General features: G+C 71.9%; 18 protein-coding genes, 1 tRNA gene and 2 pseudogenes. 9 read left to right on the top strand and 12 right to left on the bottom strand.

Translation table 11 applies throughout. The features are described 5' to 3' along the window. Positions 1-4 precede the first annotated feature (4 nt). Together IH50_RS40000 and IH50_RS0121675 are read right to left on the bottom strand one after the other, a co-directional pair. Positions 5-313 (bottom strand): annotated as a pseudogene (locus IH50_RS40000) (glycosyltransferase); the annotation flags it as partial. Positions 314-374: 61 nt separating this feature from the next. Further along, the gene (locus tag IH50_RS0121675) at positions 375-1,061 is read right to left on the bottom strand and encodes a hypothetical protein (protein WP_030864736.1); all 687 of its coding nucleotides are present in this window, start codon (positions 1,059-1,061) and stop codon (positions 375-377) included. A 317-nt stretch (positions 1,062-1,378) separates the two neighbouring features. Between IH50_RS0121675 and IH50_RS0121680 the strand changes: the two genes are divergently transcribed. Next, on the top strand, positions 1,379-2,479 hold the full coding sequence (locus tag IH50_RS0121680; protein ID WP_030864738.1) for a serine hydrolase domain-containing protein: 1,101 nt from the start codon (positions 1,379-1,381) through the stop codon (positions 2,477-2,479). Positions 2,480-2,567: 88 nt separating this feature from the next. On the opposite strand, the gene IH50_RS0121685 is transcribed toward IH50_RS0121680, so the two are convergent. The 4 genes from IH50_RS0121685 to IH50_RS41060 form a co-directional block, all read right to left on the bottom strand. Further along, positions 2,568-3,941, bottom strand: a complete 1,374-nt coding sequence (locus tag IH50_RS0121685; RefSeq protein WP_037872663.1) for an APC family permease — start codon at positions 3,939-3,941, stop codon at positions 2,568-2,570. 64 nt (positions 3,942-4,005) lie between these two features. Further along, positions 4,006-5,061: a PP2C family protein-serine/threonine phosphatase gene (locus IH50_RS0121690; protein ID WP_234328220.1), complete on the bottom strand. Its 1,056-nt coding sequence runs from the start codon at positions 5,059-5,061 to the stop codon at positions 4,006-4,008. A gap of 213 nt (positions 5,062-5,274) precedes the next feature. Then, complete coding sequence (locus IH50_RS0121695) at positions 5,275-5,733, bottom strand: Fur family transcriptional regulator (protein ID WP_199822118.1); 459 nt, start codon at positions 5,731-5,733, stop codon at positions 5,275-5,277. Then, positions 5,730-6,140, bottom strand: a complete 411-nt coding sequence (locus tag IH50_RS41060; protein WP_158801283.1) for an ATP-binding protein — start codon at positions 6,138-6,140, stop codon at positions 5,730-5,732. The genes IH50_RS0121695 and IH50_RS41060 overlap by 4 nt, the downstream gene beginning before the upstream one ends. Positions 6,141-6,476: 336 nt before the next feature. Between IH50_RS41060 and IH50_RS0121705 the strand changes: the two genes are divergently transcribed. Beyond that, complete coding sequence (locus IH50_RS0121705) at positions 6,477-6,998, top strand: hypothetical protein (RefSeq protein ID WP_051767401.1); 522 nt, start codon at positions 6,477-6,479, stop codon at positions 6,996-6,998. A 451-nt stretch (positions 6,999-7,449) separates the two neighbouring features. On the opposite strand, the gene IH50_RS0121715 is transcribed toward IH50_RS0121705, so the two are convergent. Continuing rightward, a complete protein-coding gene (locus tag IH50_RS0121715; protein WP_030864753.1) occupies positions 7,450-8,007 on the bottom strand; it encodes a TetR family transcriptional regulator in 558 nt (185 codons plus the stop codon). Between the two features lie 255 nt (positions 8,008-8,262). Here IH50_RS0121715 and IH50_RS0121720 point away from each other — a divergent pair, with 255 nt between their 5' ends. After that, entirely contained in the window at positions 8,263-9,135 is an 873-nt protein-coding gene (locus IH50_RS0121720) for an SGNH/GDSL hydrolase family protein (protein ID WP_030864756.1), read from the top strand. 56 nt (positions 9,136-9,191) lie between these two features. Here the strand turns inward: IH50_RS0121720 and nadE are convergent, their stop codons facing one another. Then, positions 9,192-10,022, bottom strand: a complete 831-nt coding sequence (nadE, locus tag IH50_RS0121725) for an ammonia-dependent NAD(+) synthetase (protein ID WP_030864760.1) — start codon at positions 10,020-10,022, stop codon at positions 9,192-9,194. 359 nt (positions 10,023-10,381) lie between these two features. Here nadE and IH50_RS0121730 point away from each other — a divergent pair. Both IH50_RS0121730 and IH50_RS0121735 read left to right on the top strand, forming a co-directional pair. Further along, positions 10,382-10,453, top strand: a tRNA-Pro gene (locus tag IH50_RS0121730). Positions 10,454-10,456: 3 nt separating this feature from the next. Beyond that, entirely contained in the window at positions 10,457-12,757 is a 2,301-nt protein-coding gene (locus IH50_RS0121735) for a hypothetical protein (RefSeq protein ID WP_030864763.1), read from the top strand. Between the two features lie 54 nt (positions 12,758-12,811). Here IH50_RS0121735 and IH50_RS43585 read toward each other — a convergent pair. The 3 genes and pseudogenes from IH50_RS43585 to IH50_RS0121745 all read right to left on the bottom strand — a co-directional run. Next, positions 12,812-12,976: pseudogene (locus IH50_RS43585) on the bottom strand (peptidase inhibitor family I36 protein); the annotation flags it as partial. Positions 12,977-13,040: 64 nt separating this feature from the next. Continuing rightward, on the bottom strand, positions 13,041-13,874 hold the full coding sequence (locus tag IH50_RS0121740) for an alpha/beta fold hydrolase (RefSeq protein ID WP_030864766.1): 834 nt from the start codon (positions 13,872-13,874) through the stop codon (positions 13,041-13,043). Positions 13,875-14,332: 458 nt separating this feature from the next. Then, entirely contained in the window at positions 14,333-14,782 is a 450-nt protein-coding gene (locus IH50_RS0121745; protein WP_030864770.1) for a DUF5707 domain-containing protein, read from the bottom strand. A 240-nt stretch (positions 14,783-15,022) separates the two neighbouring features. Here IH50_RS0121745 and IH50_RS0121750 point away from each other — a divergent pair, with 240 nt between their 5' ends. Genes IH50_RS0121750 through IH50_RS0121760 form a run of 3 tightly spaced genes read left to right on the top strand, consistent with a single transcriptional unit; the run spans position 15,023 to position 18,382 of the window. Then, positions 15,023-17,356, top strand: a complete 2,334-nt coding sequence (locus tag IH50_RS0121750) for a histidine kinase (protein ID WP_030864771.1) — start codon at positions 15,023-15,025, stop codon at positions 17,354-17,356. After that, entirely contained in the window at positions 17,353-18,036 is a 684-nt protein-coding gene (locus IH50_RS0121755; protein ID WP_030864774.1) for a response regulator, read from the top strand. Before IH50_RS0121750 ends, IH50_RS0121755 begins: the two co-directional genes overlap by 4 nt. 37 nt (positions 18,037-18,073) lie before the next feature. Next, positions 18,074-18,382, top strand: coding sequence for an SCO4225 family membrane protein (locus IH50_RS0121760; protein ID WP_030864776.1), 309 nt, complete (start codon positions 18,074-18,076; stop codon positions 18,380-18,382). A gap of 77 nt (positions 18,383-18,459) precedes the next feature. Here the strand turns inward: IH50_RS0121760 and IH50_RS0121765 are convergent, their stop codons facing one another. Continuing rightward, positions 18,460-20,454 carry a flavin monoamine oxidase family protein gene (locus tag IH50_RS0121765; RefSeq protein ID WP_030864777.1) on the bottom strand — a complete coding sequence of 665 codons (1,995 nt, stop codon included), beginning with the start codon at positions 20,452-20,454 and terminating at the stop codon, positions 18,460-18,462. Between the two features lie 289 nt (positions 20,455-20,743). On the opposite strand from IH50_RS0121765, the gene IH50_RS0121770 reads away from it, so the two are divergent. After that, positions 20,744-22,642, top strand: a complete 1,899-nt coding sequence (locus IH50_RS0121770; RefSeq protein ID WP_030864778.1) for a CASTOR/POLLUX-related putative ion channel — start codon at positions 20,744-20,746, stop codon at positions 22,640-22,642. Positions 22,643-22,756 lie beyond the last annotated feature (114 nt).

Raw genomic sequence — 22,756 nt, forward strand, 5'->3', positions numbered from 1 at the left:
CGGATCAACCGGCGCACACCGCCGGGAACCCAGGGGCCGGACTGTTCCCGCGGCTCACCACGGTCGCCCCGGCTGCCCCGGCGGGCCGGCCCTTCACCAGGGACCTCTCCGCCTCGGCCGCCATGTGACGCGCCGCGGCCGCGGCGGCCCGTGTGCAGGTCTGCTGCTTCACCATACGGTCGAGGGCGTCCGCGAGCCGTTCGGCGGTGAGGGACCGGAAGGGAATCGGGCCGGCCGCGGCGCGCAGTGCGGCGGCCGATGTGCCGGCACCGGCGTGGCGGACCACCGCGGCCGGCCGCGGGAACAGCAGGGCGAGGCCGGCCCTCACGAGTCCGGGGACGGTGGTGCGCCCGGGGCGGTGGGCTCGGTCCCGATCAGGCGGCACGGGTACACACGTGGACCGACTCACTGCCGCTCCGCTCCGTGTGGACGATGCGCAGGACGTCGTTCTTGTAGGTGACCTTCAGTCGCTGGCCGTCGCCGGTGCCGTCGTGGCCCGGCGGCTGCCAGGGGAGCAGGAGGAACGCGCCTTCCCCGACCTCCTCGGGAACGGTGAGGGCCTCCCCGCCGGTCAGCCGGTCCATGTCCTGGGGGGCGTCGTACACGTCGATGCGCAGGTGGCCGCCGCGCAGCAGCCAGCCACCGGACCAGGTGACCGGGGCGCCCTCGCCGGCCCAGACGATGGTGAAACCGCCGTTGCCGCCGCCGTCCGCCCTCACGGTCGCCGTGCCCTTGACCGTCTCGTTCCCGGGGGTCGTGGACTCCACGGTCCAGTCGCCCTTGACGAAGGCGTCGAAGGCCCGGCCCATCACGCCGGCCGTGGTCGCCGAAGGAGCCGTGGGCGAGGCCTTCCCGGACGGTTCGGAGGGGCCCGGGGCCGGGGGGACCGGCGTCGCGGTCGGGCCGGTGGGCCCGGTCTTCGTACTGCCCGAGGGCGCCGGCTTCCCGCTCTCACCGGTGCAGGCCGCGACCAGGGCGGAGGCCGCCCCGATCGCCAGGTAGCGCAGTGTGTTGCGGCGCCCGATGAGCCGTGCCGCCGTTCGTATGTCCTGTACCGCCATCACATCGCCCCCGTGTCGGAACAGCCGGACTGCCGAAGCCGATCATATGCGCCATCGGACGAGTCATGATCAATATGCTGCGCAGAGGGGCGGGGAAGCCGACGGCGTCCGCCCTGTCCCCGGCGTGCGGCATCACTTCGAGGATCACCCGCGCCCGTGTCGTGAGGCGATCCGTTGAATACCGTCCCGTGTCAAGGGGGTTGACCACAGTTCGATTCGGGTCCTGGACGTAGTGATCTCGAGGTGGGGGCCTGGCAAGGTCATCGGTGAGCACGTGATCCGGCCGTTCCGGCCGGCCATGACAAGGGGGAACACACATGCATCGCAAACGCTTCGCCGTCGCAGCCCTGCTCGCCGCCGTACTCACCGGGACCCTCGCCCCGGCAGTGTCGGCCCACGAGTCCGACCCGGTGCAGCGGCAGTTGGATCTGCTCATCGAGGAGGACGGGGTGCCGGGCGCCCTCGCGTACGACGGCAGGAGGACGCGTACCGCCGGCGTCGCGGACCTGGAATCGGGCCGTGCGATGGTCGGTTCGCAGGGCCGGTTCCGGCTGGCCAGCAACACCAAGGCGTTCACCGCGACAGCCGTGATGCGTCTGGTGGTGGACGGGCGGATACGGCTCGACGACCGCGCGGGCACCTACGTACCCCAGCTCGCCGGACGCACCGTCACCGTACGGCAGTTGCTCAAGCAGACCAGCGGCCTGCCGGAGTACTCCAAGCTGGTCGACTGGAGCCGGCCCGGCACGTCCGAGGACTATCTGGCCCTCGCGCTCAAGGAGGAACCCCTCTTCGAACCCGGCACCGACTGGAACTATTCCAACACCAACTACCTGGTGCTGAGCATGGTGATCGACAGAGTGTCGGGGACCGACTTCCGCACGTACGTCGAACGCACGATTCTGCGCCCGCTGCGCCTGGACGACACCTACTGGCCCGCACCCGGTGAGCTCACCCTGCGCGGACCGCACGCCCGCAACTACGGTGTCCATCCGGCCTACCCGCAGGCGGGCCGGGTGGATGTGACCGAGCTGCCGGGCTACGAGTTCGGTGCGTCCGGCGGGCTCGTCTCCACGCCCGAGGACCTCAACGCGTTCTGGGACGGCCTGTTCGGCGGGCGGCTGCTGCCCGGCTGGGCGGTGCGCCTGATGACCCGGGACACCACCGACGTCAGCAACCGCGACGTCTATCCGGCGGGCAGCCGTTACGGCTACGGCGTGTCCTCGATCCCGCTCAGCTGCGGCGGTTCCTACTGGGGCCACGGCGGCGATCTGCCGGGCAACTCGGTGGGCGGCGGGAGGGCCACGGGCGGTCGCGGCACCGTGACCGTCTACACCACGACCTGGGCGGCTGAGGGGGACAGCCTGCGCCATCTCCAGCAAGCGGTGGACGCGGCCTTGTGCGCCAGGGGCCGGTAGGGCCCTGCGGTTGCCCCAGCCGGCCGGCCGGGCCCCTCCCCCGCGGCAGGGCTGCGTCGTCCTGGCCGGCTGAGGAAGCGGCGTCCGTTCAGCCGGGGTCCCGCACGGCCCCGCCCGCCCGCCTGGTTCGCCGCACGGCGGTGAGTGCGGCAAGCACCGTGCCGACGGCCACGATCGTCAGTCCGCGCAGCCACACGTGGGCCTCGATCCGTGTGGCGAGCACGACACAGGACGCGATGCCCAGTACCGGCAGTACGGTCGGGGTGTGGAAGTGGTCGGCTTCGCCCGGGTCCCGGCGCAGTACCAGTACCGCCGTGTTGACCAGGAGGAAGACGACCAGCAGCAGCAGAACCAGGGTGGATGCCAGGGTGGCGACGCTGCCGGTGAGCGCGAGGAGCATCGCCGGCAGCGTGGTGACCGCGATCGCGGCCCATGGTGTACGGCGGCCCGGCAGCACCTTGGTCAGCGCGGCGGGCAGCAGCCCGTCCTTCGCCATGCCGTAGGCCAGGCGGGAGGACATGATGCCGGTGAGCAGCGCGCCGTTGGCCACGGCGACGAGCGCGATGGCGCTGAACAGGCGGGGCGGCACGCCGCCCGCCTCCTCGACGACCTCCAGCAGCGGCCCGCTCGACCCGGCCAGCCGGGCGGTCGGCACCGCGGCGGACGCGGCCATGCCCACCAGCACGTACACGGCCCCGGCGGTGGCGAGGGCGCCGAACAGGGCACGCGGGTAGGAGCGCCGCGGGTCACGGGTCTCCTCGGCGACGTTCACCGAGGTCTCGAATCCGACGAAGGAGTAGTACGCCAGTACCGAGCCGCTCAGCACGGCCGCCGCCGCCCCCTTCTGCGGAGTGCCCAGCTGCGTGAGCCGCCCCATGTCGCCGTCGCCGCGCAGCAGCAGCCACGCTCCGAGGACGACGATGACGGCCAGTCCGCCCACCTCGACGACGGTGGCGACGACGTTGGCACGGGTCGACTCCTTGATGCCCCGCGCGTTGACCAGGGCGAGCAGGGCCAGGAACAGCACGGCCACGAGCCCCACGGGCAGTGTCACGAAGGCCGACAGGTAGTCGCCGCCGAAGCCGCGGGCGAGCGCGGCCACGGAGACGATGCCGGCGGCCAGCATGCAGAAGCCCGCGACGAATCCGGCGAACGGTCCGAAGGCACGCGTCGCGTAGTGGGAGGCTCCGCCCGCCCGCGGGTACTTCGTCGCCAGCTCGGCGTAGGAGGCGGCGGTCAGCAGCGCCAGCAGCAGCGCGACGACCAGCGGTACCCACACCGCTCCCCCGGCATCGGCCGCGACCTGACCGACCAGGACATACACGCCGGCGCCGAGCACGTCGCCCAGGATGAAGAAGTACAGCAGCGGAGTCGTCAGCGCGCGCTTGAGCGTCGTTGTCTCCTGTGTCCCTCCCCGCTTCCCCGTCTCCGCCGACGCCCTGTTCCCGGCTCTTCTCGTCATACCGGCCCGTGTCCCCCGTACCGCGGAATGCACGCGCGGGACCGCGCGTCGTTCGAAGACCGGGCTACCGCTCCGGAGCCCCGGGGTGCCGGCGGCGCACGGCGAGGGCCGCGATGTCGTCGTCGAGCCTTCCGCCCGCGTAGCGCAGCAGGTCCGTGTGCAGCCGGTCCAGCAGCTCGCGGGGCGGCGTCCGGTTGTGCTGCCGCGCCCAGTCCGCCAGCGGGAAGAACGCGCCGGTCCGGTCGCGGGTCTCCGTCACGCCGTCGGTGTAGAACAGCACCTGGTCGCCCGGGGCGAAGGCGGTGGTGTCCACGTGGTAGTGGTCTCCCAGGAGCGCCGAGAGGTTCAGGGGCGTCGAGGCGAGGGCGGGCTCGAGGACGTGGATCTTCCCGGCGCGCACGAACACCGGTGGCGGGTGCCCGCAGTTGAGGATTCTGACGTGCCCGCCGCCGTGCGGGATCTCGGCCATCAGGGCGGTGGCGAAGTGCTCCGCCTGATCATCGGCGGGGACCGCTGCGCCGTAGCGGGAAACGGTGATCTGGAGCCGGCTGACGATGGCCTTGAGGTCGGGCTGGTCGTACGCGTTCTCCCGGAAGCAGTTGGTCACCGCGGAGGCGACCCCCACCGCCGACAGGCCCTTGCCGCGCACGTCGCCGATGAGCAGCCGGACTCCGTGCGGCGTGTCGACGACCTCGTAGAAATCGCCTCCGATCCGGGCCTGCTCCTGGGCCGCCAGATACAGCGACTCGATCTCGACGTCCTGGACTCGGTGCGGCAGCGGTCGCAGCAGCACCTTCTGAGCCGCGTCGGCGACGAGCCGGACCTGGAAGAGCGTCTCCTCCCGCTGGAGTCGCAGATGGCTCGCGTAGGCGGCCGCCAGGGTGACGGCGGCGATCGCGGCAGCCGTGTACGGCGTCCCCAGATCGGAGTAGAGGAAGCTGAGGCTGATCATGACCAGCAGGCAGAACGTCCCCAGCAGGACTGTCGGGAGCACGGGCCACAGTGCCGCAGCGAGGGCGGGTGCAGCGGGCAGCAGACGGCTGAAGGCGATCTCTCTCGGCGTGGAGAGCGCCAGGCCGGCGATGAGGACGGTGACGATCACCGGCGACAGCAGCAGCACGGCATACCGCCGGCCATCGTTCGGACGATGACGACGCCGGAGTCTTCCTGAGCCGATCACAAAAGTGATCCTATCGGGACGATACGGGCATCGTTCCACGACAACGCAGGTATTCGTGTCCGGTCATCCGCTACTCGTACGGCTCTCCGGCGCGGCCGGACGGGAGCCCGCGGGGCTTCCTCGCCCGTCGTGGGGCCACGAGGGCGGGTTCCGTCAGGAAACCGGTGCCGCGGTCCGGCAGCCGGGGCACCGGCCCCAGAACGTGACGGCGGCCTCCTGGGTGTCGTATTCCTCCGGAAGCCGCGGCTCCATGCAGGGTGCCGCGCCCACCACGCACTCCACGTCACGGATGGAACCACAGCCCCGGCACACGAAGTGGTGATGGTTGTCGTGGCGCTCGGTCTCGTAGCGGGTGGGGTGTCCCGCGATCTGGGTGGTCCGGACCAGGCCGGCGTCCGTGAGGGCGCGCAGCACGTTGTAGGTGGCCTGCAGGGACAGGCTGCCGGTGATCCGCTGAGCGCGCTCACGCAGGGTGTCGGCGTCGAGGTGACCACCCGAGTCGGAGATCGCCGTCAGCACGGCCATGCGCGGAGCGGTCACTCGCATGCCCGCCGCACGCAGCCGTTCAGCGGCCAGGGCCATCGGCTCGTCGGCCGTGCCGGACGCCGTCATGCCGCCTCACCCTTCGTGTCACCGTCGGGACCGGGTGTGCAGGAGCCGCCGGAGAGCTCGAACCACACGCTCTTGCCCTCGGGCCCGCCCTCACAGCCCCACCGTGCGGCCAGCATGTCCACGAGGGCGAGTCCGCGACCGCTCTCGTCCTCCGGGCCCGCGTCGGCCGGACGGGGAAGGTCCGTGGTGCCGTCGCTGACCAGACAGCGAAGGTCGGACACCCGCTCGAGGGTGAGGCGCAGCGGACCGGAGGCATGACGCAGTGCGTTGCTCACCAGTTCGCTGACCAGTAGTTCGGCGGTCGGTACGAGGTCGTCCAGACCCCACTGCGGCAGCACGTCACGTATGACGGTCCTCGCCGAGGAGCACGCGGTCGGCGACCACGGCAGGGACCAGGGCCCGCCCACGAACGATTCCACGCGGGTCTCGGCCGCCGCACCGGACGGCAGGGCGGCAGTCGGTCGCTGAGGGCCGGGGACGGCCACATCGGCGATCGTTCCACTCGGGAGGGTTTCCCGGGGAGCTGTGCGATCCATAAGGGCGTGCCTTCGAGGACGGTTGCAATCTCCCCTACGACCGTACGCCTTTTCTTGAATCGGTCAAGATTAAGGATAAGTTCCTTTTTCATGACTGATCACATTATGGTGGCGTCCAGCAGGCGGGGAACACCCAGCCGTCCGGGTGGAAGGGCTCGCAGCCGGAGAGGGAACAAGAACAGCCGGAGGTGTTCCAGGCTGGCTCATGTGGGCGTGCGGGGGCGGGGTCACCGGTATGTCGGACCGGCCGGGCTGAAGGCCGCGGTCCGGCCCGGCAGCGGCGGCTGCCGGATCGGCTCGGCGGCTGACTTCGGCATCTGGGTCGCCGGGCGACCGGCAGCGGAGCTGGTCGAACCGTTCACGTTCGTGGTCGGCATGGACGGCGTGCTCCGGTTGGCGCCACGACGAAGTGAGCATGTGGCTTGTGCCGGTGGAGAGAGGGTTCTGAGCGCCGGCGAGATCGGTTTCATCCACGAGGCGGGCCGATGGGCCGTCGGCGACGTCAGCAACCACTCCACCGGGTACTGCCCGGACGTCGGTTCCTGGCCGGCGGTCGCCCGTGCTCTGGACGGCGCAGGGCTCGGGCATCCGTCCAGGTTCACGCACGAAGTGGTCTTCCGGCGCTGTCCCGGCTGTCAGGAGCACAACATCGTGCGCGAGGGCGACTTCGTCTGCGTCTTCTGCGGCGACGATTTGCCCTGGACGTGGAACGTGGACCCCACCGGATGACTGCCGTTGGTCACGGCCACTCGTCGGCGGCCGTGATGAGGGCGGTCGCCCCGTAGCGGGCCGCCGGCCTGTCGTGGCGCGTCGCGTGGACATGATGCCTCTCGAGGCGGTTGATCCCGCGCTCGGCCGTGCGGCGCTCGCGGTGGTTCACCGGGACGGAACGCGACGGACGGCCGCTCCGGGGGCCGGGCTCCCCGCGATCATGTGAGCCTGATGCCGGCGCGGGCCGGGAACGGCCGCGTCACCGGCGTCCGTCACGCGCGCGATCCCGGGCAACCGCCGTGTGCGAAGCGGACGACCGCCGTGAGCCGCTGAGGCCGTGACGTGAAGACGTCCTCGGTGATGCACCGCGCGGTCCGGCGCTCCCGTCGTGGCCGTCCGGACCGCTCGAAGGTACGCGAGGACGCCCGCCCGCTGCGCGTCCTGCGCGGGATCCGGTACCGCGACGGCCTCAGCGGTTCTGAGGAGTCAGCACTCCTTGGAGCAGTGCGCCGTACCGTGACGTCAATTCCGTACGGTCCATTCGGAGCAGCCCCTCGTCCCCGACCACCCACAGCGCGTACAGCAGTCCCCCCGCCAAGGCGGCCGCCATGCGCGCGCGGACGTCGGCGTCGGGGCCGGACAGGCGGCGGCGCAGCGGTGCGACGAAGAGTTGCTCGTGCGTATCACGCAGACGTTCGCGGATCTGCGGTTCGCCGCTGCCGTACACCAGGGCCAGGAAGACGCCCCGCGCGGAACCGCCGAGCTCGACGAGGAGTTCGGCGAGCCGGTCCCCCAGGTGTTCCAGTGACACGTCGAGCAGCGGCTCGTCATCGATCGTCAGGTGCATCGTCTCCAGGAACAGGAGTTCTTTGCTCTTGAAATGACGGATCACCAGTGCGGGGTCCGCGCCGGCCGCCGCCGCGATCTGGCGGACGGTGGTCCTGGAGAAGCCCTGGTCCCGGAACAGCCGGGCAGCGGCCGAGTGGATCGCCTCGCGGGTCGTGGTACGGGAGCCGGTCTGCAGCATGCGGGACAGGATAGGGGTCCCGGCGCTTCGCAACTGCGGGTTCGCGCGTCCGCGGGGTGAGCCCGGACGCTGTCGTGAGCGTTCCAAGAAGTCCGGTCAACAATGTTGACTCCCCACGGGAGGGCCTGCACATTACTTGACGGTAGAACTGCTCGGTAATGACGCGGCCCCGCACTCCCCCACGCTCGAACCGCTCCGTTCGCCCCACCGGCACGCCCCGCCGGCCGCCACCCCACCCCCGAGAAGAGGGATCACATGCCGAAGCACACCTTGCGGAATGTCATGGCCACATCATTTGCACTCGTCGGTGCGCTCACCCTCGGTCTCACGGGCAGCACCGCACACGCCTCCGCGTCGCTGGACTACGTCGCCCTCGGTGACAGCTACAGCGCCGGCTCGGGCGTGCTGCCCGTGGATCCCACCGACCTGCTGTGCCTGCGCTCCACCGCGAACTACCCCCATGTGATCGCCGGCCGTACGGGCGCCCGCCTGAAGGACGTGACCTGCGGCGCCGCGCAGACGAAGGACTTCACCACATCGCAGTACCCCGGGGTCGGACCCCAGGTGAACGCGCTCGACGCGGGCACCGACCTGGTGACGCTCACGATCGGCGGCAACGACAACGGCACCTTCATCAACGCCATCACGGCCTGCGGTACCGCGGGGGTCCTCAGCGGAGGCAAGGGCAGCCCCTGCAAGGACCGGCACGGCACATCCTTCACCGACCAGATCGACGCGAACACCTACCCCGCGCTGAAGACCGCCCTGCGGGCCGTTCGCGCCAAGGCCCCCGACGCCCGCGTGGCGGTTCTGGGTTACCCGTGGATCACGCCGGCCGAGGCCGACCCCTCCTGCTTCGTGAAGCTTCCGGTCGCCGCCGGTGACGTGCCGTACCTGCGCGGCATACAGGCGCACCTCAACGCGGTCGTCGAACGCGCCAGTGAAGAGACCGGCGCCGTCTTCGTGGACTTCTCCCGGATCTCCGAGGGCCACGACGCGTGCAAGCCCGGCGGGACCCGCTGGATCGAGCCTCTCCTCTTCGGCAGCAGCCTCGTGCCCGTCCATCCCAACGCCCTCGGAGAGCGGCGCATGGCCGAGCACACCATGAGCGTTCTCGGCCTGAGCTGACGGCGAACGGGCCAGGACACGGTCCGGGGGACGCGCCGCCTGCTCCGGCCGCCCGGTCAGGGGGTGAGGGGCAGCCGGCGCTTGTGGTCGGTGAGGCGGTAGCGGCGGACGATCGTCTCGAAGGCCTGCTCGTCCACCGGCTCGCCCTCCAGGAAGTCGTCGATGGCGTCGTAGGTCACTCCGAGCGCGTCCTCGTCGGCCTTGCCCGCGTCGAGGCTCTCCAGATCCGCCGTCGGGATCTTCCACACCAGCGCGTCGGGTGCGCCCAGCGCGTCCGCGAGGGCGCGCACCCGGCGCTTGGTCAGGCCGGCCAGCGGGACCAGGTCGGCGGCGCCGTCCCCGAACTTGGTGAAGAACCCGGAGACCGCCTCGGCGGCCTGGTCCGTGCCGACGACCAGGCCGTCGTACGCGCCGGCCACCGCGTACTGGGCGATCATGCGCTGGCGTGCCTTGATGTTGCCGTGCACGAAGTCCTGATGGCGGGCGTCGCGGAAGCTCACCCCGGCGGCCAGCGCGGCCTCGAGCGCGGCGTCGCCGGCGGGCTTGATGTCCACGGTCAGCACGTGGTCGGCCCGGATGAAGGAGAGCGCGAGCCGGGCGTCGTGCTCGTCGGCCTGGACCCCGTAGGGCAGGCGCATCGCGTAGAACCGCGCTTCGTGTCCGCCGGCCCGCGCCCGTTCGACGGCGAGCTGGCACAGGCGGCCCGCGACGGTGGAGTCGATCCCACCGCTGATACCGAGCACGAGGGCACGCAGACCGGTGGAGGCCAGCCGCTCGGCGAGAAAGGCCACCCTGCGCTCGATCTCCCGCTCCGCCTCGAAGACCTCGGCGACACCCAGTTCCCGGGCGATCTCCTTCTGCAGGGCGATGGACGCCGGCTCACTCACGTCTGCTCCTCGTTCCGGCTCGCGATGTACTGTCGCCTCCCCTGCTACCCAGGAGCTCTCCGGAGAATCCGGACGGGAGGGACTGTCCACCGACCTCCCGGGCGGCCGACCGGCTCGTGCGTGGTCGGCGGTGAGACGTCGAGGGGCGTGGACCGGCCCGGTGTTCGCACTCGTTCATCGGTCGTGAGGTGAACGCCTGTCGGTGAGGGAGCTGTGCGGTGACGGCCTGGAGGGTGTCACGCGATCCGCGACCCGCCGTGCGGCTCCGGACCGGCTTCCTTCGTGATGTGTTCGGGGGTGCGGACCGCGGAAAACCCGATTGCGGGGTGATCATCCTCATGGCTAACGTGAACCGTCATCGACGTGTAGCTCAGCAGCAGAGCGCCGGGCTCGGGACCCGGAGGGCGCAGGGGCGGAACCTGCCACGTCGGCTTATGAACGACAACGCTGAGCAGCAGCCTCCCACCGTGGCCCTGTCCTATCCGCAGGCCCAGCTGGCCAAGGCCTTCGTGACCGCCCTGACCCACGAGGACGCCGCCACCCGGCGCCGCGCCGAGGTGCGCGGGCAGCGCTGGCGGGAGGTCCTCACAGGACTGGTCACAGGCCGGTTGTCGGTCGGTTCGCGTACGCCCGTGGACGGGTTTCCGGCCTGGGTGACCCTCGAAGTGGTGCGGGGCGGCTTCGCCACCGGGACCGCGAGCGCGGGCGGCCCGCTCCAGGCGTACGAGACCGAGGCCGCGCGAAGTTTCGGGGTGACCGCCGAGCGGCGCGCGCTCTTCGCCCACTGCCTCACCGAGCCCGGACTCGCCTGGCTGGGGGACCGGTTGGACAGTGGCCACTACGAGATCGGCGTGCCCGAGGAGGCCGCGCTGCTCACCATGGCCTGGCTGGTCCGGCACGGGGAGACCGACGCGGCGCTCGACCTCGTGGCGGAGCTGGAACCGTTCGCCGACCGGCTGCGGTTCCTGCCCCGCCCGGCGGACAAGCCCGCACCGGACGCCGGCGCGGCCGTCCACCGGCGCACCGTCTCCGAGGCCGTCGACACCCTGATACGGCGGCGGCCCAACGCGGCCGTCGAAACCCAGCGCGAGGCACTCGCCGTATGGCAGCCGTTCGGCGACGAGCTGCTCGTGCACTGGCTGCGGACGGCGCGGGACGGACGGATCCTCGAACTCGTCCCGGACGCCGACTGGCTGGCGCACGGCGAGGTCCTGCTCAGCCGTTACCGGCTGCTCGCCGAGGAACACATCCGCTGCACCAAGCACCGCAGTCCCAAGGGGAATCTGGGTATCCTGCGCGGCGCGCTGGAGGAGACCGTCGCCGGACGGCCGCTGGACGCGCGCCGGCTCGGTCTGCTGCGGCACGCGGTGGAGTCCATGGTGCGGCGGCGCGGCCTGCCCGGCTCCCCCGCCCACACGGCCCTGCGCCGGAGCCAGGCCGAGCAGGCGGCGCTTCCTTCCCACCACGCCCTGGCCCAGCTGATGCTGCGTCGGCTCGCCGTGATCCCGCAGGAGACGGGCATCGCCGATGTCGCCCCGCTCCTGGGCGCGGTCGGCGAGGAGGAGAGCCGGGAGACCGGCCTGCCCGCCGGAGCGGTCGTACCGCCCGTGATCCGCCAGGTGGCCGAGTCCGCGCTGAGCGCACCGCTCGGCACGCTGGTGGAGCGGGGCGTCGTCCCGTCCGCCGAGGTCCTGGCCGAGCTGGTACCGCAGTTGGTCGCCGCCACCACCGCGCAGGCGTACGGTGACGAGACGCTGCGAACCCTGATGACCGCGAACTACCGGGCGTTCCGCAACCGCCGCTCATTGCTCCTGCTCAACCTGGAACGGCAGGTGCGTATCGAGGAACTGCCCTGGGTGCGGGCGGTGTCGGGGCAGCGATCCGCCGTGCTGGGCAAACCGGACGGCGAAGGCGCGCTCGCCGTGCTGCGGCAACTGGGCGAGCTGGCCGTGCAGGCCTTCCCTGGCACCATCCTGCCCAACCCGCTGGTCCGCGAGTTCGGCGTTCTTGAACGCCAGTGCGACCTGGGTGCCCCGTTCGTGGAGGAGCTGGCCGCCGACATCTTCATGGGCACGTTCAGCCCGAAGTTCCTCACGGCGGCACGGATCGCGGGCGAGCTGCTCGGCGGCACGTTGTACGAGCGTTACTACGGCGTCGACTACGCGGCGATCCACGATCTGGCGATCACCGAGACCGCTACGACCCTGACCCGTTCCTCCGGTGCCCGTACCTCTCCCGGCTTCGCTCGTCTGTGCGCCGAGCGGGCCGGAACGGCGTCGTGGTCCTCGTCGGTCGCGGCGAACGGCACGGTGATCGAGCAGGCGCAGATCCTCACCACGCACAATCTGGCCACGCTGGTCCACCGGGTGGGCATCGCTCCGCGGCCCGGCTGGGGCGACCTGGCACACCGCTGTTTCGTGACCGTGTGCCGGCTGGTCTCCCGTGCGCACCACAACCCGCGGCCGTTGGGCACCATCAAGGACGCCGCGTACGCCTGGCGCCAGATGGTGTTCCACCTGTCCCTGTGCCCGCCGGAGGAGCAGCGGCAGGTCATCGCAGGCCTGAACGAGACGACGGCCCGTCACCCGGACCACGTCGCGACCCGGCTGGCCCCCGCCCTGGCGGGCCTCGCCCTGGTCGCCGAGGGCGGCGCTTTCGGCGGTGACGGGACGGCGGACGGCAGCCGCGCCCGGCGCTTTCTGGGATGGAGCACCGGCGGGCACTGGATGCGGTGAGGGCGAAAGCGCGGGCGTAGCAAGGCGGATCGGGTCCAGGTCGTCACCGTGGTTCTCGTGCCGGTACGGGCGGACGACGCGGTTGCTCCGGTTCCAGAACGAGGTCGTGCGGTCGTTCATGCGGCTGCCGACGTCGGGTGTGTCACGGTTGCCCGAGAAGAAGCGGCCTTCGTGGCCGCTGCAGGGACGCCCTGTGCGACCGCGACGGCACCCCGCCACCGCGGTGATGGTGGCGGGGTGCGTGTGGTTCGTTTCCCGGCGGCGGGAGGCCGCAGGGTGTTCGTCACTTGGCCAAGAACGCCAGCAGGGCGTCGGTGACCTCCTGGGCGTGGGTCCACAGCAGGCCGTGCGGGGCGCCGTCGATGACGACGTAATCGGCCTGCGGGAGCGCCTTGTGGAACGGCTCACCGGTGGACTCGATCGGCAGGATGCGGTCGGCGGTACCGTGCAGGATGAGCGCCGGTACGTCGATCTTCTCGATGTCGGTGCGGAAGTCGGTGGTCCAGGTGTCCACGCAGGCCAGGGAGGCGTACCAGGAGGCGCCGGCGGCGGTGTTCCAGCTGTGGCGCAGGGCCTCCTCACTGATGCGCGTGCCGAGGTTCTCGTCGAGGTTGTAGAAGTCCTGGTAGAACGCGGTGAAGTAGGCGTAGCGGTCGGTGGTGACGGCCTGCTTGATGCCCTCGAAGACGCTGCCGTCGACGCCGTCGGGGTTGTCGTCGGTCTTGAGCAGGAAGGGTTCCAGAGAGGCCAGGAAGGCGGCCTTGGCGATGCGGGCGGAACCGTAGGTGCTCAGGTGGCGGCCGACCTCTCCGGTCCCCATGGAGAAGCCGACCAGGACGGCGTCGCGCAGGTCGAGCGTCTCGAGCACGGTGTTGAGGTCGGCGGCGAAGGTGTCGTAGTCGTAGCCGGTGGTGGGCCGGCTGGAGCGGCCGAAGCCGCGCCGGTCGTAGGTGATGACCCGGTAGCCGGCCTTCAGCAGGGCGGCGGACTGCTTCTCCCAGGAGTGGCCGTCGAGCGGGTAGCCGTGGATGAGCACGACCGGCTGCCCGGTGCCGTGGTCCTCGTAGTAGAGCTCGATGTCGGTGGTGTTCTCCTGGCCGACGGTGATGAACGGCATGGTGGTTGCTGCCTTCCTGCTGCGAGATGTGGTGAGGGGGGTGGGGTCGGGTGGTGTCAGCGGACCATGCGACGGGTTGGCGGCGGCCACGACCGGGTAGCCCGCCCGCTCCAGGCGCTGGACGACGCCGTCCCGGCTGAAGGCGTCGGCGAACGCGCCGTGCTCCAGCGCGATCGTCGGCCGGGTCGGTGGTGGCGGGGCGCCGCGTCGGCCTCGCCGGGCAGCGTGAGCAATCGGGCGGACGGGGCCGGTCGGGTGATGCGCATCTTCAACGTCCTTCTGTGGGCGGGCTGTTGCCCGGATCGAATCGGGCCGGCCAGGCGGTCCCGGCCCCACAAGAAACATAGCGTCAAATTAAGTTGGACGCAACTTAATTGCCTGAACGGCACAGCCGGAGCGAGGGCACGCCGATATCACCGGGGCCGGCCGCCCGAGAGCCGGCCGGCCCCGGTGACGGGTCAGCGGGTGACGTCGAACGTGGCCGCGCGGGGCACGAACGTCGTGCCGCCGTCCTTCGCCGTCGCCAGCACCGACACGTACCAGGTGCCTTCCGCCAGGTCGGCCGCGTCCTGCCGCGTCACCTTCAGCGTGTAGGTGCAGCGGGACGTCCCGTCCGAGGTGCCGCGGCACTCGGCCTTGTCGACGTACCGCAGCTCCGCCTCGGCCGGGTCGAGCCCGGAGCTCGCCGGCCACGCGACGACCCTGACCTCGCGGACACCGGAGTCGTCGCCGACGTCCGCGGTGAACGAGAGCTTCCCCTCGCTCGTCCGGGACGGGGCGGTGTAACCGGCGGAGCCGTTCTCCACGGTCGGCTCCGTGTCGGTGGAGGCCATGGCGTAGCCGCCGGCGGCGAAGGCACCGAGGGTGACGAGGCCGATGACGGACGGGACGAGAACGCGCTTGGACATGAGGGATCCCCCTGCTTGCGAGTGGAGTTTCGATGGGCGGGAAAGCCCGGGAACCGCTGGTCGGCCGGCCGCTTTCCCGATGTGATCGAGACTACGGCCGGGAGCACCGCCGGATCCTCCCGCCACGGGACGATCACCGCGTCGAACCGCGGGTGCAGCCTCTGCACCCCAGGTAAGAGAACGGGGTCCGCCTCGGGTCCGAGGACAGCCGCTCACCTGCGGCCATAACCTTGATCTCTTATGAAGAACACCGACGACCGGTTTCAGCCCCTCATGCTGCTCGGCGCCCAGGCCGCGGTGTGGCCGGGGGCGGACGTGATCCGCGGGAGCGTTCCGGCGGGGGCCGACCTTCTCGTGGCGGCCCTCGTCGCCGGGCTGGTGACGGCCGCGCTTTCGCTGCGCCGTTCGAAGCCGGTGATCACCCTTGCCCTGGTCGCCGCCGCCTGCGCGCTGGGAGCCGGTCCCCTGCCCACCGGCGCCACGGCGGTGCCGGGGACAGCGGGTGTGGCCCTGGCCCTGTTCACCGTGGCCCGCGAACGCGACACCTTCACCGCCCTGTTGTGCGTGATGACGCTCGCCCTCTGGCAGTCTCTGTACAGCATCACCCTGCACGGACTCAGCGACCGCGACGGACTCGACCTCGCCCTGACAGCCGTGCTGTACGCCGCCGCGTCCGCCGCCGGAATGCTGGCACGGCGCAGCCGGCTGGCGCGGCAGGCCGCCGAGCAGCGGCTGAAGCGGGCCGAGATCGAGCGTCACCGGCTCCCGGCGGTCGAACGGCAGCGGATGGAAAGGGAGTTGCACGACGTCAGCGCCCACCATCTGACGGCCGTGGTCGTCACGGCGGGTGCGGCGCTCGGACTGCGCGACCGTCGCCCCGAACTGGCCGACGAGGCCCTTCGGTTCGCCGCCGAGACGGGCCGTGAGGTCACCCGGGCGCTCGGCGCGGTACGGGCACCGGCCCCCTCACGGGAACAGCAGCCATCGCCCAGGGAACGGATGCTGGGGCTGGTCGCCGGATTCTCCCGGCTCGGCCGGCACGTGGAATACGAGATCGACGCGCTGCCGGACGGTGCCGTCGCGGACGCGGCGTACGGCATCGTTCGCGAGGCGCTGACCAATGTGGCGCGGCACGCACCCGGTGCGCACACCACCGTGACGTGCCGGTACGGCGACGCCCGCACGGAGGTCGTCGTCACGAGCGCCGCACCGCCGGCCGGTTCGCCGGCACATGGCGCCGGCCTCGGCTCGGGGCGCGGCCAGGGCTTTCTGCGGTCGCGGGCCCGGGAGGCCGGCGGCACCCTGACCAGCGGCCCGACGGCGGAGGGCGGCTGGGAGGTGAGCACGGTCCTGCCCGGCCGGGTCGCCGCCGCCTCGGTGAAGCGGTCGGTGCCGTGGCAGTACCGCCTGGCGCAGGTGACGGCCGCGACCGGTCTCGTCCTGCAACCGCTGTTTCCCTCCCTGCTGATACGGGCGGAATCCGCGCCGACCGGTCCGGGGGTGTCGGTAGGTGTGCTCTTCGCACTGCTGGCCGCGGGGCAGGCGCTCGCACTGCTGTGGCGGCGCCGGGCGCCCGGCGCCACCCTGGGCGTCGTACTCGCTCTGGCTCTGCTCTGGCCGGTGGCGATGGCGGTGGGTGGGTACAGCGGGTGGGTGCTCCTGCCTCCGCTGCTGAGCACGGCCGCCATCTGCGCGGTGGTCGTCTCCGTCGCGGCCCGCACGGCCGCCACCGGCCCGTCCGTCGCCGGCGGCCGCCCGCGCCTGCCCGCGTGGACCGGCCCGGTCGTGGCCGTGGTGGTGCACTCGGCGGCCACGACCGCCGCGCTGGTGCACCGGGGCACGTCCTTCCCCGTCTGGGCCGCCGCCGCGGCGGCCCAGACGGCCCTGGTGGTCGGCGCGGCGTGGTGGGCCGGGACCCTGCGCGGGCGTCACCGCCGGGCCGCCCGCAGCGCGCAGGCGGAACATCTCGCGGCCTGGACCGAGGAGGCGGTACGGGACGCCTGGGCCGAGCGCCGCCGGATCGCCACCGGACTGGAGACCACCGTGCTGGCGCGGACCGCCGACATGGTCGCGCAGGCCGAGGCGGGACGGCTCGACGAGGTCGCCGAACGCGCCCGCGAGGCCCTCGCCGCGATGCGCGCCCTGCTCGACACGGTCCGGGACTCCAGGGCCGTGCCCGCGCTGCGGCCGCAGCCCACCCTGCAGGCCCTGGACCTCCTCGGCCGGCAGATCCGGGCCACCGGCCGCGACGTCGGGATACGGCTGACCGACCGGATACCGAGACGGCTGCCCACCGCCGTGGACCTGGCTGCCTACCATGCCTGCGAAACGGTGCTCGCGGCCGGCGGCGAGGAGCCGATGGCGGTGGAACTCGACGCGGACGACGCCGCGTTGACGATCACGGCGATCGGCGTTCCGGACACCGTGCGTTCCGCTCTGTGTCAGCAGTTGTCGGCGCGTGCGGCGATGGCCGGCGGGACGGTCACCGCCGGCCCGTCGGGTCCGGTACGCGTCCTGCTGCCGCTGACCGCGGCACCGGCCGCACCGCAGGACGACGAGGAGGGACAACGATGAGCCTCAGGGTGCTGGTCGTCGACGACCAGGGCATCGTACGGGCGGGGTTCGCCGCCGTGATCGACGCCGAGGAGGACATGACGGTCGTCGGCGAGGCCGCCGACGGCACCGAGGCGGTACGGCTCGCCGGGGAACTGGCACCCGACGTGGTCCTCATGGACGTCCGCATGCCCGAACTGGACGGCATCGCCGCCACCCGGATCATCACCGGGCGTCCCGACGCACCCCGTGTCCTGGTGCTGACCACCTTCGACCTCGACGCGTACGTGTTCGACGCGCTGCGCGCCGGCGCCTCCGGTTTCCTCCTCAAGGACGTGCACCCCGGTGAACTGCTGAACGGCATCCGGGTGGTGGCCGCCGGCGAGAGCGTCCTCGCCCCGTCCGCCACCCGCCGGCTCATCGGCCACTACACCTCCGGACCGAGCACCGCGATTCCGGGCGGCAGCACGCCCCGTGAGCTGAACAGCCTGACCGGCCGCGAGCGCGGCGTCCTCGGCCTGATCGCCGCGGGACTCACCAACACGGAGATCGCCGAACACCTCGGCATCACCGTCGGCACGGTGAAGTCCCATGTCAACGCGCTGCTCCGCAAGCTCGGACTACGCGACCGGGTCCAGGCGACGATCCTCGCCTACGACCTCGGCCTCACCCGCCCCAACCCGCCCCACTCCCCCGCCTGACAGCCCACCGGCCATCGCCCTCCAGGAGCCCACCACCATGCCCCGCCCAGGTCTGCTCGTCCTACGCGGCGTGCGCCGCACCTTCGGCACCGCCGCCCGCATCTACCTGACGTGCTGTGCGCTGCTGTTCGGATGGGCGGTCGTGACCGCATCCGACGAGTCCATGGCGGCCGTCGTCCCCTTGTTCGCCACCGCCCCGTCCAGCGTCGTGCTGCTGTTCCTCCTGCCCGAAGCCGACACCACGTTCCTGCTCTCCATCCTCCTCGGAGCACTGATCAACGCCATGATCATCGGCTGGTGCGCCCGCGTACTGCGCCGCGGGAACAACCCGGACCCGGCATCCTGACGGCGGACGCCACCACAGTCCGCGGCGCACCGGCGCCGCGGACTGTGGTGGCGTCGTGGTTCAGGGGGCCGCTCGGCTCATGCCGTGTGGATCTCCAGGGCGGCACGCACGGCGGACTCCACGGCTCCCTCGATCCACGCCGGTTTGACGGACGTGTGGTCCCCGGCGAAGTGCAACGGCCCTTCACGTACCGGGATGGCGGGCAGCAGCTCCGTGTGCTGCCCGGGCAGGAGCACGGACGCCTCCCCGTAGGCGTAGGGGTCGCGCAGCCAGCTCTGCGTGCGGCCCGCGCCGGTGTAGAAGACCTCGATGCGCCGGCCGTAGACCTGCTGGAGACCGCACAGGGCGTGCGGGTACCGTGCCTCGTCGTCCAGGGAGTCCCAGCGCAGCGCGTCGTCCGCCCAGCTGTAGGACGCCAGGACCACTCCCCCCTCGCTGCCCGGAACCGGATGGGAGGGGTGGAACATGAACCGGTTGGCGTTGTCCGACACCGATCCGCCTCCCACGACGCCGACCGCCTCCGGCTGGTCGCGTGTCAGCGCGCGGTTGGCGGCGTAGTGGGTGCGCTGGCCCGCCGAGATGTGCCCGTCGGGCACCGAGGGATGGGCGCCGAGCAGGCTGCCGTCCGCGGTGGCGCGGCCGGTGCGGTAGGCGTCGTACAGGCCCGGCTCGACGGCGTTCAGCTCGCGCTTCCAGTCGGCTTCGCCGAACTCCCACCAGCGGCGGCTGAACTCCAGCAGCACCTTGGTCGCGCTGTCGTAGTGCAGTTCGCAGACGGCGCGGCGCTTGCCGTACGACAGGGGCGGCTCGATCTGCACGTGGCGCAGGCCGGAGAACGGCACCGTCACCACGGCGACGTCCGCGGTGAACTGCTCGCGTACGACGGGCCCGTCACGGCCCTCGGACACGGTGTCCACCCACACGTGCGGTCCCTTGCCCCGGACGTGCTCGGTGTCCGACGAGGCGCGGTCGGGGTGGTGGTACTCGATACGCGTGACACGGCGGTCGAACCGCACCTCCTCGCGCACGCGTTCCAGCAGGGCGTCCGGCAGTACGGCCGTGCCGCCCTCCAGCTCGAAGAAGGGCGTGTCGGGGCTGATGAGGGAGGAGCCGATGAAGCTGTGGATGAAGGACAGCGGGAGGCGGGAGGTGAGGTTCTCCAGGGTGCCGATCAGGTCGATGGTCCGCTCGTCGAGGCCGGCGTGCTCGGTCAGGAAGCGGAACATCGACCAGTCGCCGAACCGCTGCACCACGCGGGCCCAGCCCTTCACCTGCTCGGGAAGCGGTTTGCCGACCCGTTTGCCGTCACGGCCGACACGGCTGAACTCGTCGCGCACCGGGTCCAGCACGGAGCGCAGGATGGCGGCGGCGGGGGTGTCCCAGTAAGCCCGGGGAACGCCGAAGGACCGGTTCACGCGCCGGGGCGCGCGGGCGTAGTCGGAGCGCCGCACGCGGATGCCGTTGACGTGGATCCAGGTGCGGTAAGCGGGGCGGCCCTCGGTGTCGACGTCGACGTAGTGGAAACGCCGTTTCCTCAGGTCGAACCGGTCGATCAGCTCCATCACCAGGGGGTGGCTGCCGGGGATGCGCATCGCGCCCGCCTCGGCGTACTGCCGGGGATCGGCAAAGGGCTGTGCGGCGTGTTCGTGGCCGCCGTTGCGGAAGGTCTTGATGCGTCCGCCGGCGCGGTTGCCGTTGGCCTCCAGCACCGTCACCCGGTGGCCGGCCCTCTTCAGCAGCCAGGCGGCCACCAGTCCGGCCGGACCGGCGCCGATGACCAGGACGTCCCTGGGGCGGGTCCGCCGGCGTGCCGGCAGTCCCTCCTGGAGGACGCGCCGGTAACGCGGGACGAGGGGGCGGTCGTCGGAGTCCAGGACGAGCAGTGCGCGGGCGACGGCGAGGCACCGGTCGAAGTCGGGGCCACGGCGGTCGTCCGGGGCGGCCGGCGCGGGCAGGGCCGCGGCGGCACCGCCGGTCAGGGCCGTCGCCACTGTGGCCGTGCCGGCCGCCGCCGTGAAGCTCCTCCGGGAGAAGCCGCCGTTCGAGCGCACCACCGTGTGATCTTCAGTCATGGCGGCCTTTGTACTGGTGGCCGTGACCGGACACCCTTCTTTCGCCCCGGAGTTGACCCGAAGGAGCGAAGCGGCGACGAACCCTGACGTCACGGCGGGCCGGCCGGTGCGGACGGCTCGGGGAACCCGAAGGAATGAATGCCGGGCGACCCCGCGATGTCGTCGCGATCTTTCCCGCACACTGCCAGGTGCGTATCCACATCCGTGCTCTCCGGCGGGCTCGCGTGGCGCGTCGCGTACGCGGCGCCGTCCCGGGCCTCAGGGGTGCGGGGCGACCTAGGGGGGAAGGGTGGCGCAGCCGCGCGCTCGGTTCGGCGAGAGGGCCCGTTACTGGTTCGACAGCACGCTGACCCGCGGTGCCTCCGCCCTCGTCGGCTGGATGGCGCTGCTGTGTCTGGCCGTCGTCGTCCCGGCCAGCGCGGTGCTGGTGTGGACCGACCCCGACGCGCCGGCGTCCCTGACGGACCGGTTCGCGCAGGTGTGGCGCCTGACCGGGGAGACACTGCGGCTGGGCGGTTCGACGGGTACGCCGCTGCGGGTGACGTTGTCGCTGCTGCTCGCGCTGGTCGCCCTGCTGTACGTCTCGACCCTCGTCGGTCTGATCACGACGGCGCTGACGGAGCGGCTCACCGCGTTGCGCCGGGGCCGTTCCACGGTGCTCGAGCAAGGGCACGCCGTGGTCCTGGGGTGGTCGGAGCAGGTCTTCACGGTGGTGGGCGAGCTGGTGGCCGCCAACGCCAACCAGCGGCGGGCGGCGGTGGCCGTGCTGGCCGACCGGGACAAGACCGCCATGGAGGAGGCCCTGAGCACGAAGGTGGGCCCCGGCGGCCGTACGCGGCTGATCTGCCGCAGCGGTCCCACCACCGATCCGGCCGTGATCGGCCTGACCAGCCCGGAGACGGCCGGTGTCGTGCTGGTGATGCCTCACGACGAGCCGGACGCCGACGCCGAGGTGGTCAAGACGCTGCTGGCGCTCAGGGCGGCCCTGCCCGCGGAGGCCGCCCTTCCGCCCGTCGTCGCCGCCGTCCGGGACGACCGCTACCGCCTGGCCGCCCGTCTCGCCGCCGGGCCGGGCGGTGTCATTCTGGAGAGTGACACCGTCACCGCCCGGCTGATCGTCCACGCCGCGCGCCGCCCCGGGCTCTCCCTGGTCCACCAGGAGCTCCTCGACTTCGCCGGCGACGAGTTCTACCTGATCGCCGAACCGGCCCTGGCCGGAAGGCCGTTCGGCGACGCGCTGCTGTCCTACCCGACGTCGTGTGTCGTCGGGGTGGTGCGCTCGGGCACTCCCCTGCTCAATCCGCCGGAGCAGACGCCCCTTGCCGCGGACGACCTGCTCGTCGTCATCTCCCGCGACGACGACACGGCCTGGCTCGGCGACTGCGCGGAGCTGGTCGAGAAGGGGGCGATGGCGTCCGGGCCGCCGGCACCCGCGCGAGCGGAGCGGGTTCTCCTGCTGGGCTGGAACCGCCGGGCACCGCTCATGATCGACCAGTTGCGCCGCCGTGCCCGGCCCGGATCCGCCGTCGACGTGGTGGCGGACGACGACGAGGCGACGGTCCGGCAGGTGGACGAGGCCGACGCGCACGGCGGCACCGGCCTGGCCCTGACACTGCACCACGGGGACGTCACCCGTCCCGAGACCCTGCGGCGTCTGGACGTCCACTCCTACGACAGCGTGATCGTGCTCGGCCGGGACCCCGTTCCCGGACAGCCGCCGGACGACCCGGACAACCGCACGCTCGTCACCCTCCTGCTGCTGCGCCAACTGGAGGAGGCCACCGGGCGCGAACTGCCGGTCGTCACCGAGCTGATCGACGACCGCAACCGGGCGCTGGCCCCCATCAGTCCCGGAGCCGACGTGATCATCAGCGGCAAGCTCATCGGCCTGCTCATGGCGCAGATCTCCCAGAACCGTCACCTGGCGGCGGTGTTCGAGGAACTGTTCTCCGCCGACGGCACCGGGGTCCGCCTGCGGCCGGCCGCCGACTACGTACGGCCCGGGTGCGAGGCGTCCTTCGCCACGGTCGTGGCCGCGGCACGGCATCGCGGTGAATGCGCCATCGGTTACCGAAGCCGCGACGGCTCGTCGACGGGTCCCGGTCACGGCGTGCGGGTCAACCCGCCCAAGGCCGAGCGGCGCCGGTGGACGGCCGCGGACGAGGTGGTCGTCATCGGCAAGGACTGACGGACGGTTCCGCCCGGCTGCCTCAGGGCGGGGACAGGCCCGTACGACGACATCGTCCTCCCCGCGTGGGCCGGGCAGCCGGACCGGGAGCCGGAGCCGGCGGCCGGAACGGGC

It is taken from the genome of Streptomyces sp. NRRL S-37, from assembly GCF_000721605.1.
GTDB lineage: Bacteria > Actinomycetota > Actinomycetes > Streptomycetales > Streptomycetaceae > Streptomyces.

Bases quoted from the DNA above. Each gene is read 5' to 3' on its own strand.
- IH50_RS0121675 (WP_030864736.1), bottom strand. From the start codon at position 1,061: ATGGCGGTACAGGACATACGAACGGCGGCACGGCTCATCGGGCGCCGC.
- IH50_RS0121680 (WP_030864738.1), top strand. From the start codon at position 1,379: ATGCATCGCAAACGCTTCGCCGTCGCAGCCCTGCTCGCCGCCGTACTC.
- IH50_RS0121685 (WP_037872663.1), bottom strand. From the start codon at position 3,941: ATGACGAGAAGAGCCGGGAACAGGGCGTCGGCGGAGACGGGGAAGCGG.
- IH50_RS0121695 (WP_199822118.1), bottom strand. From the start codon at position 5,733: ATGACGGCGTCCGGCACGGCCGACGAGCCGATGGCCCTGGCCGCTGAA.
- IH50_RS0121715 (WP_030864753.1), bottom strand. From the start codon at position 8,007: ATGCTGCAGACCGGCTCCCGTACCACGACCCGCGAGGCGATCCACTCG.
- IH50_RS0121720 (WP_030864756.1), top strand. From the start codon at position 8,263: ATGCCGAAGCACACCTTGCGGAATGTCATGGCCACATCATTTGCACTC.
- IH50_RS0121735 (WP_030864763.1), top strand. From the start codon at position 10,457: ATGAACGACAACGCTGAGCAGCAGCCTCCCACCGTGGCCCTGTCCTAT.
- IH50_RS0121740 (WP_030864766.1), bottom strand. From the start codon at position 13,874: ATGCCGTTCATCACCGTCGGCCAGGAGAACACCACCGACATCGAGCTC.
- IH50_RS0121745 (WP_030864770.1), bottom strand. From the start codon at position 14,782: ATGTCCAAGCGCGTTCTCGTCCCGTCCGTCATCGGCCTCGTCACCCTC.
- IH50_RS0121750 (WP_030864771.1), top strand. From the start codon at position 15,023: ATGAAGAACACCGACGACCGGTTTCAGCCCCTCATGCTGCTCGGCGCC.
- IH50_RS0121755 (WP_030864774.1), top strand. From the start codon at position 17,353: ATGAGCCTCAGGGTGCTGGTCGTCGACGACCAGGGCATCGTACGGGCG.
- IH50_RS0121760 (WP_030864776.1), top strand. From the start codon at position 18,074: ATGCCCCGCCCAGGTCTGCTCGTCCTACGCGGCGTGCGCCGCACCTTC.
- IH50_RS0121765 (WP_030864777.1), bottom strand. From the start codon at position 20,454: ATGACTGAAGATCACACGGTGGTGCGCTCGAACGGCGGCTTCTCCCGG.